Source organism: Mesorhizobium newzealandense (genome assembly GCF_042682145.1).
In the GTDB taxonomy this organism is placed as follows: domain Bacteria; phylum Pseudomonadota; class Alphaproteobacteria; order Rhizobiales; family Rhizobiaceae; genus Mesorhizobium; species Mesorhizobium newzealandense.
This window is the reverse complement of record NZ_JBHUGZ010000015.1, coordinates 25,610-44,513: the sequence shown is the minus strand read 5'-3', so window position 1 is coordinate 44,513 and position 18,904 is coordinate 25,610. Positions and strand designations below refer to the sequence as shown.

The 18,904-nt window shown below is 59.7% G+C and carries 15 protein-coding genes and 4 pseudogenes; 11 read left to right on the top strand and 8 right to left on the bottom strand.

Annotation, left to right across the window (positions count from 1 at the left end):
• Positions 1-4: 4 nt before the first annotated feature.
• The 7 genes from ccoO to ccoS all read left to right on the top strand — a co-directional run bounded on the left by ccoO (position 5) and on the right by ccoS (position 6,468).
• Entirely contained in the window at positions 5-736 is a 732-nt protein-coding gene (gene ccoO / locus ACFSOZ_RS22800) for a cytochrome-c oxidase, cbb3-type subunit II (RefSeq protein WP_095082120.1), read from the top strand.
• Between the two features lie 11 nt (positions 737-747).
• The gene (locus ACFSOZ_RS22795; RefSeq protein WP_095082116.1) at positions 748-897 is read left to right on the top strand and encodes a cbb3-type cytochrome c oxidase subunit 3; all 150 of its coding nucleotides are present in this window, start codon (positions 748-750) and stop codon (positions 895-897) included.
• A 2-nt stretch (positions 898-899) separates the two neighbouring features.
• On the top strand, positions 900-1,763 hold the full coding sequence (ccoP, locus tag ACFSOZ_RS22790) for a cytochrome-c oxidase, cbb3-type subunit III (RefSeq protein ID WP_095082114.1): 864 nt from the start codon (positions 900-902) through the stop codon (positions 1,761-1,763).
• Positions 1,764-1,968: 205 nt separating this feature from the next.
• On the top strand, positions 1,969-3,534 hold the full coding sequence (gene ccoG / locus ACFSOZ_RS22785) for a cytochrome c oxidase accessory protein CcoG (protein WP_095082112.1): 1,566 nt from the start codon (positions 1,969-1,971) through the stop codon (positions 3,532-3,534).
• Complete coding sequence (locus tag ACFSOZ_RS22780) at positions 3,531-4,028, top strand: FixH family protein (protein WP_095082110.1); 498 nt, start codon at positions 3,531-3,533, stop codon at positions 4,026-4,028. Before ccoG ends, ACFSOZ_RS22780 begins: the two co-directional genes overlap by 4 nt.
• Positions 4,025-6,316 carry a cation-translocating P-type ATPase gene (locus ACFSOZ_RS22775; RefSeq protein WP_095082108.1) on the top strand — a complete coding sequence of 764 codons (2,292 nt, stop codon included), beginning with the start codon at positions 4,025-4,027 and terminating at the stop codon, positions 6,314-6,316. The genes ACFSOZ_RS22780 and ACFSOZ_RS22775 overlap by 4 nt, the downstream gene beginning before the upstream one ends.
• Positions 6,313-6,468: a cbb3-type cytochrome oxidase assembly protein CcoS gene (gene ccoS, locus ACFSOZ_RS22770; protein ID WP_095082106.1), complete on the top strand. Its 156-nt coding sequence runs from the start codon at positions 6,313-6,315 to the stop codon at positions 6,466-6,468. The genes ACFSOZ_RS22775 and ccoS overlap by 4 nt, the downstream gene beginning before the upstream one ends.
• A 251-nt stretch (positions 6,469-6,719) precedes the next feature.
• Here the strand turns inward: ccoS and ACFSOZ_RS22765 are convergent.
• The 3 genes and pseudogenes from ACFSOZ_RS22765 to ACFSOZ_RS22755 form a co-directional block, all read right to left on the bottom strand.
• Positions 6,720-7,254, bottom strand: a pseudogene (locus tag ACFSOZ_RS22765) (carbonic anhydrase family protein); the annotation flags it as partial.
• A 486-nt stretch (positions 7,255-7,740) separates the two neighbouring features.
• Entirely contained in the window at positions 7,741-8,772 is a 1,032-nt protein-coding gene (locus ACFSOZ_RS22760; protein WP_095084249.1) for a LacI family DNA-binding transcriptional regulator, read from the bottom strand.
• A 246-nt stretch (positions 8,773-9,018) separates the two neighbouring features.
• Positions 9,019-10,386, bottom strand: a complete 1,368-nt coding sequence (locus ACFSOZ_RS22755; protein WP_245331020.1) for a dicarboxylate/amino acid:cation symporter — start codon at positions 10,384-10,386, stop codon at positions 9,019-9,021.
• A gap of 1,157 nt (positions 10,387-11,543) precedes the next feature.
• Here ACFSOZ_RS22755 and ACFSOZ_RS22750 point away from each other — a divergent pair.
• The 4 genes and pseudogenes from ACFSOZ_RS22750 to ACFSOZ_RS22735 form a co-directional block, all read left to right on the top strand.
• Positions 11,544-12,368, top strand: a complete 825-nt coding sequence (locus ACFSOZ_RS22750) for an IS5 family transposase (protein WP_379092658.1) — start codon at positions 11,544-11,546, stop codon at positions 12,366-12,368.
• Positions 12,369-12,412: 44 nt separating this feature from the next.
• Positions 12,413-12,819 (top strand): annotated as a pseudogene (locus ACFSOZ_RS22745) (histidinol-phosphate aminotransferase); the annotation flags it as partial.
• A gap of 16 nt (positions 12,820-12,835) precedes the next feature.
• Positions 12,836-13,169: pseudogene (locus ACFSOZ_RS22740) on the top strand (LLM class flavin-dependent oxidoreductase); the annotation flags it as partial.
• A gap of 179 nt (positions 13,170-13,348) precedes the next feature.
• Positions 13,349-14,267: pseudogene (locus ACFSOZ_RS22735) on the top strand (radical SAM protein); the annotation flags it as partial.
• Positions 14,268-14,337: 70 nt separating this feature from the next.
• Here ACFSOZ_RS22735 and ACFSOZ_RS22730 read toward each other — a convergent pair.
• The 5 genes from ACFSOZ_RS22730 to nodC all read right to left on the bottom strand — a co-directional run bounded on the left by ACFSOZ_RS22730 (position 14,338) and on the right by nodC (position 18,893).
• Positions 14,338-14,469, bottom strand: coding sequence for a hypothetical protein (locus ACFSOZ_RS22730; RefSeq protein ID WP_378921994.1), 132 nt, complete (start codon positions 14,467-14,469; stop codon positions 14,338-14,340).
• Positions 14,470-14,705: 236 nt separating this feature from the next.
• Positions 14,706-15,452: a sulfotransferase domain-containing protein gene (locus tag ACFSOZ_RS22725; RefSeq protein ID WP_095082100.1), complete on the bottom strand. Its 747-nt coding sequence runs from the start codon at positions 15,450-15,452 to the stop codon at positions 14,706-14,708.
• A gap of 286 nt (positions 15,453-15,738) precedes the next feature.
• On the bottom strand, positions 15,739-16,527 hold the full coding sequence (locus ACFSOZ_RS22720; RefSeq protein WP_095084248.1) for an ABC transporter permease: 789 nt from the start codon (positions 16,525-16,527) through the stop codon (positions 15,739-15,741).
• A 3-nt stretch (positions 16,528-16,530) separates the two neighbouring features.
• Positions 16,531-17,445 (bottom strand): nodulation factor ABC transporter ATP-binding protein NodI, encoded by a 915-nt coding sequence (gene nodI / locus ACFSOZ_RS22715; protein WP_095082098.1) that lies wholly within the window; start codon positions 17,443-17,445, stop codon positions 16,531-16,533.
• Between the two features lie 92 nt (positions 17,446-17,537).
• Positions 17,538-18,893, bottom strand: a complete 1,356-nt coding sequence (nodC, locus tag ACFSOZ_RS22710; RefSeq protein WP_095082096.1) for a chitooligosaccharide synthase NodC — start codon at positions 18,891-18,893, stop codon at positions 17,538-17,540.
• Between the last annotated feature and the right edge of the window lie 11 nt (positions 18,894-18,904).

Genomic DNA, 18,904 nt, shown 5'->3' with positions numbered 1-18,904 from the left:
AGAAATGGGCTTGATGGACAAACACGCAGTCATCGAGAAGAACGCCACGCTCCTTCTCGTCGGGTCCTTGCTGGTCGTGACGGTCGGCGGCATCGTTGAGATCGCACCGCTCTTCTATCTCGACAACACGATCGAGAAGGTCGAAGGCATGCGGCCTTACTCGCCGCTCGAGCTCGCCGGACGCAACATCTATGTGCGCGAGGGCTGCTACCTCTGTCACAGCCAGATGATCAGGCCGTTCCGCGACGAAGTCGAGCGCTACGGCCACTACAGCTTGGCGGCCGAGTCGATGTACGATCATCCGTTCCAGTGGGGATCGAAGCGAACCGGCCCGGACCTCGCGCGCGTTGGCGACCGCTACTCCAACGAATGGCACGTCCAGCATCTCAACGCGCCACGCTCGGTGGTACCGGAATCGATCATGCCGAGCTATGCCTTCCTGAAGGGCACACCGATCGAGGTGAAGGATTTCTCGACGCATCTGATCGCGAACAGGCGAGTCGGCGTCCCCTACACAGACGAGATGATCGCCCAGGCAAATGCCGATCTGATGGCACAGGCTGATCCCAATGCCGACACGTCCGGTCTGGAAGGCCGCTACCCCAAGGCCAAGCTTGGCGACTTCGACGGCAACCCCCAACAGGTCACCGAAATGGATGCCCTTGTCGCTTACCTGCAGATGCTCGGCACGCTTGTTGATTTCAAAAACTACGACGAAGCCGCCGGCTACCGCTGAGGAGAATGTCGATGGATTACAATTTGATGCGGGAGTTTGCCGACAGTTGGGGCCTGCTCGCCATGGCTCTGTTCTTCATTGGCTGCATTGCATTTGCGCTCCGACCCGGCAGCCGCGGGCTGGCCGATGAAGCCGCCCGGATTCCTCTCGAGGAGGATTGATGATGAGCAACGAGCAAGTCGACGAAATCTCAGGGATCGCGACGACCGGCCATGAGTGGGACGGGATCAAGGAACTTAACAACCCACTTCCGCGCTGGTGGGTGATCACCTTCTACGTCACCATCGCCTGGGCAGCCGCCTATACGATTGCCTACCCCGCCTGGCCGATGCTCAGCTCCGCCACCAAGGGCGTTCTGGGCTTTTCCAGCCGAAACGACGTCAAGAACGAACTTGCGGCTGCCGAAGCAGCCAAAGGCACTTACGTCGCAGCCATCGAGCAGAAAAGCGTATCCGAAATTGTTGCCGACGATGCACTGCGCGAATTCGCCGTCGCAGCCGGTGGCGCCGCCTTCAAGGTCAATTGTGTGCAGTGCCACGGCTCCGGCGGGCAAGGTTCCGCGGGCTTTCCCAACCTCAACGACGACGACTGGCTGTGGGGCGGCAAGGCGGAGCAGATTCAGCAAACGATTATGCATGGCATTCGCTTTGCGTCCGACCTGGATACACGCGTTTCGGAAATGCCCGCTTTTGGCGACATCATAACGCCCGAGCAGATCACTCAGGTCAGCGCCTATGTCGCCAGCCTATCGGGGGCTGTCAAAGACGCGAGCCTGGTCGAGCCCGGCGCCAAGGTCTTCGCCGAGAACTGCGTGGCCTGTCATGGCGACAAGGCACAAGGCAACAGGGAGCTCGGCGCGCCCAATCTGACCGATGCGATTTGGCTCTACAGATCCGGCGAGACCGCCATCGCCGCCCAGGTCCGCGAGCCGAAGCATGGCATCATGCCGGCATGGGCCGGGCGCCTCGGCCAGACCGCAGTCAAGGAACTCACAGTCTATGTCCATTCGCTTGGCGGCGGAGAATAGGATCGGAAGCCTATTCTCGGCCCTCCCCGCCAAGCGACGAGGCCCGGCGCGCCGGGCCTCGACACATTCGGGCGTGCGGCGATTGTTCTGATTAATGGGGCGCTCCGTGTCGATGCGGCAAAACATGCTTAGCTCAGCATCTTGGACGTTACCCAAAGCAGACGAGTGCGGTTGCACGCCAATACCATCGGCGGCGCGCGAGGAGATGCCCGTGCTAAAGAAAACGCAGGTAGCGCCCCACGCAGCCGAGGCGGTCAATTCCGCCAAGACGCGGCAGCCGCTCTATGCCGCGCGCAAGAAGATCTTCCCGAAACGCGCCTCCGGCAACTTTCGCCGCTTCAAGTGGCTGGTGATGGCGATTACGCTGGGCATCTACTACCTGACACCCTGGCTTCGATGGGACCGCGGGTCATACGCCCCGGATCAGGCCGTGCTGCTCGATCTCGCCCATCGGCGATTCTACTTCTTCTTCGTCGAGATATGGCCGCAGGAATTCTATTATGTCGCCGGCCTTCTGATGATGGCCGGAATCGGTCTCTTCCTGATCACATCGACGGTTGGCCGGGCCTGGTGCGGCTATACCTGCCCGCAGACCGTTTGGGTCGACCTGTTCCTGGTGGTGGAGCGAGCGATCGAAGGCGATCGCAACGCCCGCATGAAGCTCGATGCAGGGCCATGGACAATGCGCAAGCTGGTGTTGCGGGTCTCCAAGCACGCTATCTGGCTGGTCATCGCGGTTGCAACGGGTGGCGCCTGGATTTTCTATTTCGCCGATGCCCCGACGCTGGCTTTGGACGTCGTAGAAGGCACCGCCGCTCCTGTGGCCTATGTGACCATCGCCGTACTAATGGCGACCACCTACACGTTCGGCGGACTGATGCGCGAGCAGGTCTGCACCTATATGTGCCCGTGGCCGCGCATTCAGGCGGCGATGCTGGATGAGAATTCGCTAACCGTCACCTACAATGACTGGCGCGGCGAACCGCGCTCGCGTCATGCCAAGAAGGCTATTGCCGCCGGGCAGCCGGTCGGCGATTGCGTCGACTGCAATGCCTGCGTCGCCGTTTGCCCGATGGGCGTCGACATTCGCGACGGCCAGCAGCTCGAATGCATAACCTGTGCGCTTTGCATCGACGCCTGCGACGGCATCATGGACAAGCTTGGCAGGGAACGCGGGCTGATCTCCTATGCGAGGCTTTCGGACTACAATGCCAACATGGCGCTTGCGACTGCCGGCGGCACCGTCCCGGTGAACCCGGCACTCGTCCGGACTGTCACAGGCGCATTTTCCGACGGCCTGGCACACTTCCAACTTCGCAACATCTTCCGTCTGCGCACCTTCATCTACCTCGGCGCATGGTCGGCGGTCGGACTGGCGCTGCTCATTTCGCTGCTCACACGCGAGAGGCTCGAGTTGAATGTCTTGCATGATCGCAACCCGCAATTCGTCTCGCTCTCCGACGGCTCTATCCGCAACGGCTACACCGTCAAGCTGCTGAACATGATCCCCGAACCGAGGGCGATCGTCGTCACCTTGCAAGGCTTGCCGGGCGCCGAGATGAGCGCGGTCGGCATCGAGCTTCCTCCGGCACGGTCATTCGAGACGCTTGTCGAGCCCGATCGGTTGAAGGTGCTCAAGGTCTTCGTGCGCCAGCCGGCGGGCCAGGTCGAGGGCACCGCGCGGAGCTTCAAATTCCGGATAGAGGACAAGGCAGGCCTCGAGTCCGCCGAATACACCGCCACGTTCAATGCACCGGAGACTGCCAGATGAGTGCCCAATCGCAGAAATCCCGCGAGTTCACCGGCAGGCACATGCTGCTCACCATCCTCGGCTTCTTCGGCGTGGTCATCGGCGTCAACCTCACCATGGCAACGCTCGCCAGCACGAGCTGGACAGGCCTGGTCGTGGAAAACACCTATGTGGCCAGCCAGCAGTTCAACGAGAAGGCCAAGGAAGGGCGCGCGCAAGCGGCGTTGGGCTGGACCGGCAAGCTGACGATCGCATCGGGCAATGTGCGCTACTCGTTGAGCGACGCTGCCGGCAAGTCTGTTCTAATGAATGGCGTCAAGGTTCTGTTTCGCCATCCTGCCTACGAGGCCGAGGACAAGGCCATCACCCTGGCGTCAGGCCGGGACCAGGAATTCAGCACACGACACACGCCAAAGGACGGCGTCTGGATCGTTCAAATCGATGCCGATGCCGGCCTCGCCGAACCCTATCGCGACGTTCGCCGCATTATCATTTCCAAAGGGGCGATTCAATGAACTGCTGCGCACCGGATGCCGAAATGGCATTGGACCTGGACGGTGTGACATCCGTCCTGCCCTCGAGCCAGGAAATAAAATTGGCAAGCCGCTCCCTCGGCGGAGAGCTCCGCCAGATCGACCTGTCGGTGCCAATGGTACATTGCGGCGCCTGCATACAGTCGATCGAGACGGCGATCGGCAAGCTCGACAATGTCGATGCTGCTCGCGTCAACCTGTCGACGAAACGGGTTTCGATCCGCTGGCATGGAGAAGAGGTCCCGCCATTCGTAGCCACCCTTGGCCGGCTTGGCTACCAGGCGCATTTGTTCGATCCAGAGGTCGAAGAGAAGGACAAGACGCTCTCTGAACTGATCCGCGCCGTCGCGGTCGCTGGATTTGCCGCGGGCAACATCATGCTGCTTTCAGTGTCGGTCTGGTCCGGCGCCGAAGGTGCCACGCGCGACCTGTTCCATTGGGTCTCGGCGCTGATTGCCATCCCTGCTTTGGCTTTTGCCGGCGGCATCTACTTCCGCTCGGCCTGGAACGCGCTTCGCCATGGCCGGATGAACATGGACGTGCCGATCGCCGTCGGTGTGTCGCTCGCCTATGCCATGAGCCTCTACGAGACGATCAACCATGGCGACCATGCCTATTTCGACGCTTCTGTCTCACTGCTGTTCTTCCTCCTGATCGGCCGCACCCTGGACCACGTGATGCGCGAGCGGGCCCGGACCGCCGTCAAAGGCCTGTCGCGGCTGGCCGCGCGCGGGGCTATGGTGCTGGGCGACGACGGCACGCGCGACTACCTGCCGGTCGGCGAGATCGAACCCGGCATGAAAATGCTGATCGCGGCCGGCGAAAGGATTCCGGTTGATGGCACCATCATCTACGGGACATCGGATCTCGACTGCTCGCTGGTCTCCGGCGAGAGCACGCCAAACACAGTGGCACCGGGCGGTGTGGTTCAGGCGGGAACCCTTAATCTTACTGGTCCACTTACGATCGAGGCGACCGCTGCTGCGAAGGATTCCTTCCTGGCGGAGATGGTTCGGCTGATGGAAGCCGCCGAGGGTGGCCGCGCACGGTACCGCCGCATCGCCGATCGCGTCTCGGCGCTGTACGCGCCGGTCGTCCATCTGACGGCCCTTGTGACCTTCATCGGCTGGATGCTGGCCACTGGCGACTGGCACCGGGCGATCACGATTGCCATCGCCGTTCTCATCATCACTTGCCCATGCGCTCTCGGGCTCGCAGTGCCGATCGTGGAGGTCGTTGCGGCGCGGCGTCTGTTCGAGAACGGCGTGATGGTCAAGGATGGTTCGGCCATGGAGCGCCTGGCGACGATCGACGCAGCGGTATTCGACAAGACGGGGACACTCACGCTCGGCCAGCCGCGGCTCGTCAATGCATCGTCCATCGATCCAACGATGCTGGCGATCGCAGCCGACATGGCCGCGCATTCCCGCCATCCGTTTTCAAGGGCGATGGCCGGCTTTGCGGGGTTTTCCGGCCAGCCCAAGCTCGAATCCGTCAGCGAATATCCGGGCTTCGGGATCGAAGCCAGCGCCGCCGGAAACACTTGGCGTCTTGGCCGGCGCGGATGGGCTGGATGGAAAGCCCGAACCGGCGGCGAAGGCAAATTAGGCGGGTTCGGTGCGACAGTCCTCTCGAAGAATGGGATCATCACCGCATCCTTTGCTTTCGAGGATGCGCTGCGCCCCGATGCCAGCGCAGCCGTTAAGCAACTGAAAGATACCGGCCTGTCGGTGGAAATGCTGTCGGGCGATACGGCAAGGGCCTGCGGCGAGGTGGCCGAAACATTGGGTGTCGATCGTTTCGTTCCCGCGATGCTTCCCTCCGGCAAGGTCGAACGGATCGAGACGCTGGCGAAAGGCGGACATAAGGTTCTGATGGTCGGCGACGGGCTTAACGATACGCCTGCGCTGGGCGCGGCGCATGTCTCGATTGCTCCGGCGACCGCCGCCGACATTGGCCGCAACGCGGCGGATTTTGTCTTCTTGCGCGATAGCCTTCTGGCAGTACCCCTCGCGCTGGATATTTCCAGGAAGGCAGGTCAGCTGATCCGCCAGAACATCGCCATAGCGATCGTCTACAACACCGTCGCGGTGCCGATCGCCATTCTGGGAAATGTCACGCCGCTGATCGCGGCGGTCGCGATGTCCGCCTCGTCGCTCCTGGTCATCGGAAATGCGTTGCGCTTGCAAGGATTTGCGTCGAACGCTCCGGCCAGAATTGCTCCGCACAACAGACGCTCCCGCATCGGCGAATGGGCACGAATGTCATGACGACGCTCGTCTACCTCATACCCGTGGCTCTGTTCCTCGGAGCGCTTGGGCTCTCTGGCTTTCTTTGGGCTCTGAGGAGTGGCCAATACGAGGATCTTGATGGAGCTGCCGAGCGGATTCTCATCGAACGGGACGACAAGCCGGAACGCTGATTGATGGCAACAGCTATCGGCATCATCGCCCGCTCGGATGTCGTGACGCATCGCGCTTGATCATCTTGGGCCGCCAGTCCAACAGTGAGGCCGCCAGACCAGCCTCTCGCGCGCTCGCCAACACGTCCGCACCCGGCTACTTCAAACCGTGCCGTAGCTTCTGCCGACCAGCGTCGCCGCGGACGCTGCGGGCTTGCCGCCGGACGGTTCGGAACCGTCGCGGGCCACCTTATACCAAGAGTCATGGGGTAGAGGCCCAGGATAAAGCGCCGATTGGGTGAATGGATCGGCCGCGCATTCGACGGGTAGAGTGAGGTAAATCGCTTGATATCTGCAGCGCCGACCTGGACCGGTTCCATCGCCACCATCCACTCGACGTTTTCGGTGCAGGGCGTCGTCGTCAATGATCCCTCATAGGTCCAGTAGCCAAGCGAGGCCGGCAGAAGCCCGTTGGGATCGACCTCGTCGACCGCCATCTCCTCGCCTAGCCGCATGGGAAAAGCTTCGGCAAGGCCGGCAAAGCCGGCATTTGTCGCGCCTCACCATCTTGCCGCCGCCCTTGTGCCAACCAATAGAGATGTGCGGAATATCCGCCTTGACCGCGCTGTTGATATCGATCGGTGATTGCTGCGTGCCCGCCGAGCAGACGAAATTTTTCATATCCAGATCGGCCCAGTACTCGGGTCCGACCGGGCCAGCATATCCCCAATGGGTGCTCGCCGCATCCGCGGCCTGAGCGCAAATCGGGCATGCGCCGAACCCTTTGATCAGACTACGACGGTCCATATGCTTTCGCTCCTTGGTGCGAACTGGTGTTTTTCTAATTGAGGCTGCGAGGTTGCGAGTTTGACACATGCATCAGCGACCCAGAACTGGGCTATCGTGATTGTCGTGAGCGCTGGCGACGATAAGTTTGTCCCGGACCTTTTTACAATGATCCATTAAGGCGTTCACCTCGGCGATCACGCGATCCGGCGTGATATCGAACTTGCAACGGACTTTACGCAGCGGCACACTTTGTCCAGACCACATCCGCGAGATTTCGAGAATCTGCTGTGTGAAAAATGCGCCGCCATGTGATCGGGTGCAGGGCAGGGCGATGCCTGGCGCATGGCTCGGCCTTCCTTTCCATAACGCGCGGCCGCCGTTGTCGGCTGTCTGGGCTTGTGCCGCGCCCCAACCGCCCGTTGGTTCACGAGACCGCAATGAGGATAGTCAATCGACCTTTCTTTCATTTGTGAAAGGAAGCTCAGATGATAGAATTCCATCAGGTCATATATTTTCCCGCAGATAGATGTCGAACGGCAGAAATGTCTGCCCCGGTGTCTCCGCGGTGCCGGTCTCGATGGCCCGGACTACCAATGTCATCAGCTCCTGGCAAAGCCGGCTAAGTGGCGTGGCGACCGCCATCGTGATGATGTTATCTGCGAGCGCCGCCCGTGACTCCGGCGTGATTTCATTCACGATCGCCACGAGATCCTGACCTTGGCCCTCTTCACGAAGCGCGGAGATGGCGCCCTCCATGCCCCCGCCGGCCAGATAGAAGCCGGCGAGTTCAGGTTCCCTCTGCATGAGATCCAGCGTTGCTTCGTAGGTGATCTGCCGTTTCTCGAGGTTCATGAACGTATCGAGCACCTCGAATGTCGGCGCGTTCTCACGGAAATAGGAGCGAAAGCCAACATCGCGGAGCTCGTGCCCCTGGAAACGATGGCTGCCGACAAACACCGCCACCTTACCGGGCCGTTTTGCGACCCGGGAAAACATCCAAGCGGCCGTCCGCCCCACCTTACGGTTGTTGAGGCCGATATAGCCCTGGCGCACGCCGGTGGCGAAATCGGAAAGCAGTGAGAAAACCGGAATGCCTTTTGCCTTGAGCTCCTCGACCGCAGCCGTAATCTTCGGGTGGTCCGGCGCCACCATGGCGATGGCGTGGCAGCGTGCGCCCAAATCCTTGAGGAGCGCGACCAGGTCGCCCGGCACATGTGACGGCGCGAATTCGATGAGCGGAATACCATGGAAGGACTGGGCCGTGCTGACCGAGGCTTCGAGCTCGCGCGCGAGGTCTTGGTAGAATTTCTGGGCGGGTTTTCTCAAGATGAAGCCCAGCCGATAGTGCGGCAAGTCCCGCTGCAGGCGTTGCTTGATGAGACCGGCAGCATGATAGCCGATGGCGCGGGCGGCCTCGTGGACCCGCCGCGCGGTTTCCTCTCGCACGGGATGGCGGGCGTTCAGCACCCGATCGACTGTTGCGACGCTGACCCCGGCTTCGCGGGCAAGATCGGCAATTGTGGGACGCTTGGCCATGTTCCAATTCTGATTTGTTTTATGCCGTTGGCTCTCTATCGACCAGCGCGCCTCGGCCACGATCACGGGCGGCAAAAATGAAGGCGTGCGCATGCTCCGTGATCGACAAACAGGACTGCAAGCGTAGCCGGGCGCCTATCAACATACGATTCGTTTGCTTGTGGCACTCATAATTTTGCGCTCACCGCATTAGCGCTCTGATTCCATGAGCTCGCGAAGCGCCGTTTGGAGCCTGCGGTTCGATGTTTATTTCTTGTGACGAGTGCGACGACCTAACAGGTCGATGGGCGTTTGATCGGTTGGCCGGTTTAATGTCTCGACAATCTGGTGACCGCGGAAGGCGGCTTGCAACTGCACTTGGTCCAATTCGCCTTCCCAGCGGGCCACGACGAGCGATGCCACTGCGTTACCGACGAAATTCGTGAGCGCCCGGCATTCGGACATGAAGCGGTCGACGCCAAGGATCAGAGCCATGCCGGCAACGGGAACACTCGGTACTACGGAGAGCGTAGCGGCTAGCGTGATGAAGCCCGCGCCGGTGACACCTGCAGCACCCTTCGAGGAGAGCATCGCGACGAGCAGCAGGAGGACCTGATCGCCGATCGAGAGATCCGTATTCGTCGCCTGCGCGATGAAAAGGGCCGCAAGCGTCATGTAGATGTTGGTGCCGTCCAGATTGAAGGAATATCCGGCCGGGATGACCAGACCAACCACGGAGCGCTTGGCGCCAGCCTTTTCCATCTTTTCAATGAGCGAGGGCAGCGCGGCCTCCGAGGAGGATGTTCCCAGGACAAGCAGCAGCTCTTCCTTGATGTAGCGGATGAGAGAAAAGATCGAAAAGCCGTTGTAACGGCAGACCGCGCCGAGAACCCCGAACACGAAGAGGAAGGCGGTGAAATAGAACGTCCCGACCAGCATCGCCAGGTTCACGACCGAACCGACGCCATATTTGCCGACCGTGAAGGCCATGGCGCCGAAAGCGCCGATCGGCGCAGCCTTCATCAGAATGCCGACCAGCTTGAAGACGGGCGCGATCAGCGCCTGGAAAAAGCAAGTGACCGGCGTGGCCGTCTCTCCGGCCATCGCCAGAGCAATGCCGAACAGAACCGAGAAGAACAGGACCTGCAGGATGTCGCCGTCCGTGAAGGCACCGACGATCGTTGACGGGATGATATTCATCAGGAAGTCGGTCACGGACTGCTCGTGGGCTTTTGCGGTATAGGTATTCACGGCCTGGACATCGAGCGAGGCCGGATCGATGTTGAGGCCGGCGCCAGGCTGAACGACATTGGCGACGATAAGGCCGACGATCAATGCGAGCGTCGAAAAGGTGAGGAAATAGACCATCGCCTTGCCGACAACGCGGCCGACCTGCTGGAGATCGTTCATGCCGGCGATGCCGGTCGCAATTGTCAGGAAGATGACAGGGGCGATGATCATCTTGACGAGCTTGATGAAGGCATCGCCGAGCGGCTTCAGGCTCTCGCCGAGTTCCGGATAGAAATGGCCAATTGCGACGCCGAGGATGATGGCAGCAAGCACCTGCGCGTAAAGCCTGGCATAGAAGGGTTTGCGGGGCGCGGGACTCGCGCTGGGGACTTGTGGGGCTGACACTGTTTCTCTCCCTGACCGGATTGGGGCGGGCTGTTCATGCCCTTCACAGGCTTCTCCCATCGCGGCGCCGGTCGAACGCTGCTGCCATCTCGCCGCAAGTGCCGTGCCAAATGGAAGACCTGTGTCACAACGTCCTCTCCCGAGCTTTTGTCACGCCGCGCAAGCGGCCTTGTGCGGATAATCGCACTGTCTGCCTTCACCCCTAGCGGAATCTCGCACGAAGATTCGCCAACGGTCGGTCTGAAGAATGCATAAGATTGATAAGGGCGCGCCTTCAAGCAGGTCTTTTTGTTCCCTGGCAGATCGGCCGTCGGTCGACCTCTTGGGCTTGCGGTTTTGCTCGCCCCTCGCTTTTGTCGTCTTTGCGACGAGCCGCATCGTTGGCACCAGCAAAGGGCGTATTCCTTACGCGACCGTGTCCTTGCCGCGCTCGCGCTGCAATCGACACTTTGAAATAGGACGTCGAGAAGCAGAGACCGCTGGTTCCCGACCCGCGATGGTGCGGTTCAAAAGAGGCTTCGCAGTCGTCGCGCTCCCAAGGACGCCGCGCTCGACGACTTCGTGCCGTCGCACGCGAAACCGCCTGCTGTATCTTCTCCGTCATCAATGACGAGGGGAATGGCGGTTGCCGCAAGCAACGCCAGTGAGCCCACCAGTCTCGTCGGCAGCGATAACCTGTTCCGCCATTACTTCAATAGGCGTATGCGCTCGGCCGTCAGCGCGTGCCGGGGACCGCGGAGGCGCTGGGCAGACCTTCCTTCCATGACGCGCGGCCGTCGTTCTTGGCTGTCTGGCTTCTGCCGCCCAACAACCACCCGTTGATTTAGGAGACCGGAATGAGGGAGGAGAGTCAATCGAACTCTCTTTCATTTGTGAAAGGAAACCAGCCGTCTATGATAGCATTCCATCAGAAATTTCCCGGCAGATGGAATTGGAACGGCAATGTCTGCGACGTGATACGTCAGGCCGTTTCTCGCGCTTGACCGTGACCAGGGCCCGATCGGCCGCGACGTACAGTCCATCCGATCGAGGACAGCCCGACCGACCTCACGGCGGTCGGGCCCTGACCAAGGTGTTAAGTGTCTGCTCCAAAAAGAAGTGAGTGATTTCAGCGGGTTGTGATTCTGTCGGATTGCTGAGATTCGACGGAGATCATGATGCCCTGGACCGAAACCACTCGCCCTCACTATGAACGGCGCTGCCCGCGCTACGCAAGCGACCTGACGAACGCGGAGTGGGCGCTGATCGAGCCGCTGATGCCGGCGCCGAACCGGATCGGCCGGCCCCGCAAGACGGACCTGCGCGAGGTTGTGAACGCGCTGCTTTACATGGCGTCGTCGGGCGGAGCATGGCGGCTTCTGCCGAAGGACTTCCCACCGTTCTCGACGGTGCAGAAGTACTTCTGGCGCTGGCGGGACGAAGGATTGCTGCGCGCCATCAACAATGAACTCGTCATGGCGGCGCGCGAACGCGAAGGCCGGGAGGCAAGCCCGTCCGCCGGCGTCATCGACAGTCAGAGCGTGAAAACCACCGAAAGCGGCGGCGTTCGTGGCTTCGACGCCGGCAAGAAGATCATGGGCCGCAAGCGGCACATCGTCGTCGACACGCTGGGCCTGCTGGTCGGCGTCGTCGTTCACGCCGCCGACATTCAGGACCGCGACGGCGCCCCGGCCGTCCTGAAATCCATCCTCAAGCGCTGGCCGTGGCTGCGCCATGTCTTCGCCGATGGTGGCTATGCAGGGCCGAAACTGCGGGGCGCCCTGCAAAAGATCGGCAAGTTCACGATGGAGATCATCAAGCGATCGGACAGCGCCAAGGGCTTCGAGATTCTGCCACGCCGATGGGTCGTTGAGCGGACCTTCGCATGGCTGGGTAGGTGCCGTAGGCTGGCAAAGGACTTCGAGCGGTCCATCGAATCCGCACAGGCCTGGGTCCTCATCGCAAACATCCGCATGCTTACCCGACGGCTCGCAAGGGCCTGAAAACACGGCGGTCATTCCGATTCAGACACTAAGGCGATGCAAAACTGCAAAGTGTTCTTCCGTCCCTTTTGCAAGTGACGAGACAATTAGAAGCTCTGCCGTCCAACGGACCAGCACCGGATTTAGGTTGCGTCAAACTAAAACACAAATGAGAACCCATTTCCATTGCCGGCACGCATAATGGAAAGTGCGGTTGCAGCCATCGAACGCCAATAACTGTATCCAGAAGACGGCAACATCAGCTTGAGGGAGGCGGCCTCCAATGCCTACGGCGTCTCCAAGGATCAGGTGATCGCAGGTAACGGATCGTCTGAACTCCTCGGGCTCATTTATAGAGCTTTCCTTGCCCCCGGGCGATAGGGTGGCGAGGATGTCGCCAGTTTTTTCGTTCAACTGCAAACTTGACATGATGCAAGGTGCTCAATTTCTCGAAATTGGATCGAGCGAAGCTAAAGCGCCATTTCTTGTTACTCCGAATGGTCGTCATTGGGCGTTCTGAAGCAGATGCGTATTCGCTCGCCGCACCTGCTTACGAATGATGGCTCAGGAGTTTTAGATTCGTTCACGACCTTAATGCCATCGCGACTCCGCCAAACTTGCCGCTGACCTTCGATGCAGCAATCGGGAGTGAATTGTGCGTAGTAGGATCGGCCGTCTATGCGAAAGACTCTGCTTGATCAGTTGGAAGAGGCAGGTTCCAACTAGCTTCTTTGTCAACGGGCATTTGGGAATCTGCCGCTAGATGCTTCCCTATACACCGCAATGACGATTCAATCCGAAATTACGACACGAGTTGGCTGACCATGAATTCGCTGTCCGATTGGTCGCTCCCGGTATTAGCTTCTACCTGGGTTGCGCGAGCTTGCAGGTTGCCGAAACGCCGGTTTCGCGGCGAAAGCGGAACGGATTTGACTTAGCGCAAAGACACAGGAGAGCCGCAGCGGTAAGAATGACAGTTATCGGCATAGGACGGTAAACCCGTCGAGATCGACCCACGAACGTTCACGGCCGAGATGGCCGAAGCCTTAGGAGCAGCCGGCGTGAACCGGGCGAGCCTCGGCGTGCAGACCTTCGACCCCATTGTTCAAAAAGAGATCAACCGGGTCCAGAGTGAGGCGCAAACGGCCGCTGCCGTCGAAATGCTGCGTCGACATGGAGTAAGCCGCATCAATTTCGACCTCATCTTGGGCCTCCCGCATCAGACGGTGCGGTCCTGCATCGAAACCGCGACGGCGGCGATCGCCATGCGCCCCAGCCGGCTTGCGGTGTTCGGCTACGCGCACATTCCGTCCCTTATAAAGAATCAGCGCCTGATCGACGAGGCAGCGCTGCCGGACAGCGCTGCTCGCGCCGAACATGCTGCGGCCGTAGCCGAGACGCTGGTTGCCGCAGGCTACCGAGAGATCGGGCTCGATCATTTCGCCTTGCCGGACGACGAACTCGCGCTGGCACAAAAAAACCGGTCGCCTGCGGCGTAACTCGCTGGGCTATTCGGCCGACACCTGCAAAACCCTGATCGGGTTCGGCGCGTCGGCTATCGGCCGTGTCGGCGAGGGGTACGTCCAGAACGAGGTTACACGGGATTCCTACACCAGGCACATCGCAGCTGGGCATCTGGCGACGTCAAAGGGCTACCGCCTCACCGACGAAGACCGCGTGCGAGCCGCAATCATCGAGCGGCTGATGAGCGATCTCGAGGCCGATGTGCCGGCAATCTGCGCCGCCCATAGATCTGATCCGAGCCGCTTTCTCGATTCAGCTGAACGCTTGGCGATGCTGGCCGAGGACGGGATAGTGGACATCGAAAAGGGTTTCATCCGCGTGCGGCAGGAGCATCGCTTTGTGATTCGCGCTGTTGCTGCCGCATTCGATGTCTTTCTCGACCGGGTTGCCCCGTAAGCCCAGCCAGGCAGCGTGAGGGAGGCCAAAGGGATGACCGCTCGCCGCTAAACGGCAATGCTACGGTAAATCACAACAAAGCCTTGGGCAACATGGCGACGCCGGTCCTGGTGGAGTGACCGAATTCGGCGTCAAGATCAGGACGAAAGCCTTGCTTCGCGACAAAACCGTCGCGCTCGGCATCCATCTGGATGCGCGACATCGGGAACGCCCACGCCTTTACCCGTCACATCGATGCCGGCGTCGTCTTGGTCAACTGTTTCGACCGCGCTGACATGGACCTCGAGGTGACTACAAGCAGACTGGGACCGGGCCGACAAATGCCTTGAAGCGCTGACACAATAGAGCGGAGCGCCTCTTCCCGCAAAAGGAATGCTACGTCAACAAGCATGCAATGTGACGCTGGGAGTAAGCGCGCCAGTGGCTGCGAGGAGCCAGTCAGGCGGCACCGAGCTCAAAGAATTTCGCATAAGGACCATGTGCGAAGTGTGCCCGCAACTCATCAAAATTCCATACCGTTTCGTGCAACGGGCGCGTTTCTTGGCGCTCAAGGACGCCGCTACCAGGGAGCTGAAGCGCTGGAACGCCAAGGAAATCCAAGACAGTTGCCACGCAAGCGCCGGGATCGCGAAGAAGCCACTCATACTCGATTCCGAGCATGTTAGTTAACCCGAAGGCGCTCACGACCCGAGCGTGGAAATCATCGGCAGCTTTGAAGTAGGCCTCACAGGCGGCGAGTGACAATGTCACGGGTGACGGTGGAGCGGTATTCTTGTCCGAACTGAACTTAAGCCACTGGCGAGTTTGTCTTGCCTGCACTAGCGATCTCAGCGATTCCAATGTGTTTCTGCGAATTAAAAGGATGACCTTGAGGCCCTCCCAACGGGCCAGTTGTCCAAAAAAGCCCGGACGCTCGTAAAACTGAGGTTCGTTGATCTTGCAGCCAACATGCGTCACCTTCTTGTCGCTTCTCGTCGGGTAGTGCAAGAAGGCCTGCTCCAGGAGTTCGCGATCGCTGCGTAGCAGGCGATCCTTATCGGGCCAATTCGTATCATATGTATTGAGCAACTCACCGTTGCTTAACACATTCGGATGCTCGTTTAGCAATTCTTCCAGGTAGTGCGTGCCACTCCTTGGCATCGCCAGGATTGCAAATGGCTCAGGAGAAGTGCGGAGATGGGTCATTGAGTGCGTTTCCGATTAACATTTGCGAAGGATCCAGCAAAGAATCCTGGCACCGCCGGCTCTTCAAACTGGGGGGTGGCTTTGCTCCGTAGCGCTCAGCACCTGCTCCGATTCCATCCGGACCTTCTATAACAGGTGACATCTTCGCTGGTGGTGTTGTGCGTCAGTTGCGCCGGCGCCTCGGCCTTCGATATCCGCTCGCGCCACTTCTTCCAATCCGAGCACGCTTACCTCCAGGCTGTAGCGATGCTGCACCCGTGTCTCCTTCTTTAAGTCGCAAGCAGTATCAACGCAGCAGACGTCGGCGAAGCAATGCAGACGACAAGAAGAATGCTACTACTGCGTAAATGCAAAGAGCGCCGATATGCACGCCGACATCAACAACCGGGCGACCGAGCATTGCCGGACGAATGAGGTCGATCGAATGTGCCAGCGGCAAGAAGCGTGTTACCTGCTGAAAGGCGCCAGGCAGTTGGTTGATTGGGAAGACAGCGCCGGACAGGAACAGCATGGGCGTGATCACGAGCGTCTGGTAAAACACGAAATAGTCGTAGCTCGGCGCAAGGGCGGTGACGACCATCGCCAAACTCGCAAAGGTTAGGCCAGTGAGGGCGATGACCGGCAGCGTATAGAGCACGGACGGCCAAGCCGCATAGCCCAGCATGGCGGCAATAATTGTAATTGCCGTACCGGCCAGGAAGGCCCTGGTGGCTGCCCACGCCAACTCACCGAGAATGATGTCGCCGAGGGTGAGCTGGGTGTACAAGATCGCTTCCCAAATGCGCCGGTCGCGCATGCGAGCGAAAGCCGCGTAAATTGTTTCGAAGGTCGAAGCGGTCATCGCGCTTGCCGCGATCATCCCGGCTGCCAGGAAAGCACTGTACGAGGTACCTTCAACGCGACCGACCATTATTCCGAGGCCAGAGCCTAGTCCGAAAAAGTAGATCATCGGATCGGCTAGGTTGCCGAGAATTGACGCAAATGCCACCTTCTTCCATGCCAGATAATTGCGGCGCCACACGGCAAGCCAATTCCACGCGTTGGCGGGTAGAGCCGCCGCAAAACCTTCGTCCATCATTCACTTCTCCATCTCGCGCCCGGTCAGCCGCAAGAAAACGTCCTCCAGATTAGGGGGACGCTGCAGAAGCCGCAGACCAGCGCGCTCGCGTAGCTGCACCCGCACCTGTTCCGGATCGGGCGCATAGCAATAGAGTGTTTCGCCGCTCATCTCGATGTGCTGAACGTAAGGCCTGATCAGCGAACTCAACTCCCGCGGATTGCCACCGAAGATCTCGATCACATGGCACCCGATATGCTTATCGATCAGGGCGTGAGGGCTGCCCTCGGCGATATTGCGTCCATGCTCGAGTACGCACAACCGATCGCAAAGCCGCTCAGCCTCCTCCATGAAGTGGGTCGTTAAAATAATCGTCTTGCCGCGCGCCAGCAGGATACGCAGGCGCTCCCAGATCAGGTGGCGCGCGTGCGGGTCCAAGCCGGTGGTCGGCTCATCCAATACGAGCAGCTGCGGGTCGTTGATCAACGCACGTGCCAGCGTTAGGCGCCGCTTCATACCGCCGGATAGCTCGGCCACACGTGCATTCGCCTTGCTCTCAAGGCGGGCAAACTCGAGGAGCGATGGGATCACCGCTTCAAGCTCGCGAGCGCTCTTGCCAAAATAGCGTCCGAAGACCAGCAGGTTCTCGCGCGCTGTAAACTCGAGATCAAGGTTGTCGAATTGAGGGACCACGCCGACGCGCATGCGGGCCCAGCGAGCGCGTGACGGCACAGGTTCACCAAGAACCGTGATCTTGCCCGCGTCTGGCGATATCATGCCGAGGACCATACGCGCGATCGTGCTTTTGCCCGCGCCATTCGGTCCCAGAAGGCCGAAGCACTCTCCCGGTGCAACGGTGAACGACAGCCCGTCGACAACGATTTTGTCGCCGTACGACTTCTTTACCCCGGTGAGTTCCATTGCAAATTTAGACATGCGCTTACGTCAGCCTTCGAAAAGCTATTCGGCCTGTGAGCTCCGCATGCTCGATGAGAAGCTCGGCTCGTCTGGGGTCAGAGCTTCTAGTCTTACTCGTCGCGGCAAATGCCGCCACACGTCGCCAGCCCCGCAGAGCATTGCGAAGGATCTTCCCTGTCAGTTGACCCAGTAATTGCGAGACGTGCTGTAGTCTTTGATACAGCAATCGTGATTTGCACGATGAATTGCCTGTTTCTCCTGTTTTGCACAGTGCCAATTTTGCGTGACAACCAATCACTATTGCTCAACGTACACAGCGCGTAGATTTTCACCGGAATTATCAGAAAGATTTGGATGAATGTGTGAAGAGCAAAGCCGAAAAATCGCAATTCACGTGCACGTAACGCTGCCACGCTGCAGCGAATCAATGTCATCGATGCGATCACCAGGACCGTCCACCACGGCATTTGGCCCGTGAGTGAGAGCTGCGCGATCCCTGTTAGTACTGAAACGGCGAGCAATAGCGGACCTAGATTCTGTCCGACCACGTCTAACGTGAGGTAGCCATTGAGGCTGGGCAGGAGGGGCAGCCCTAGCAGCGTGTCTCGAAAAGTGCTCCGCGCCCAGCGGAGTTGTTGGCGCAAATACGGCACCAGCCTGTCCGGAACGACTGTTGCGGCGATGGCGTCCGAAACGTATTCGGTTTGAAAGCCTGCTTTCAACATGAGGATCGTTAGATGACGATCCTCACCGAAGTCGCTCGGCTTCCCTCGAAACAGTTGCGTCTCGTACTGATCCAACAGGGAAACGAGCGCGGAGCGGCGGTACATAGCACATGGGCCGCAGCAACACATAACCGCACCGAAGCGAGCCTGTGCGGCGCGTTCCGTGTTGCAAGCCAGCCAATACTCCATATCGATCAATCGGGTCAACCAAGTGTCCATCCGGTTGCTGGCCGTCAACTGCCCCATGGCCGCCCCGATCACTGGATTTCGCATCTTTCGTGCAAGCTTGGTGATGACGTCGGATGCGATTGTCGTGTCCGAGTCGATGTTGAGCACCAAGTCTCCTGATGAGCGGCGTATCGCCGCAATCTGGGCCTTGCGCTTTCCGACATTTTTGGGAAGAAGAATGAAGTTGAATCTCGGGTCGCGCGCATAGGTATCGTGTACAGGTACGACGGCGTCGCAATTTGTAGAACCATCATCAACCACATAAACTTGCAGTTTTCCGGCGTATTGTTGGCTTGCGATGGAAGCTAGGCATGCCGAGAGCGTGCGCGGGTCCTCGTTGTAGCAGGGTACGATGACATCTACGCTCGGCCAAGGGTCGGGGCCGACCAGTTCGTCCGATGCTGACGAACCGTTTGTCCGCAGGGCATAAACCGCCTGCAAGCCTTCATATGCGGCCGAGAACAGCGCATAAAAAGACACGACGAAGGTACTGACTGGAGCTAGCAGGTCCATAGGATCTCATT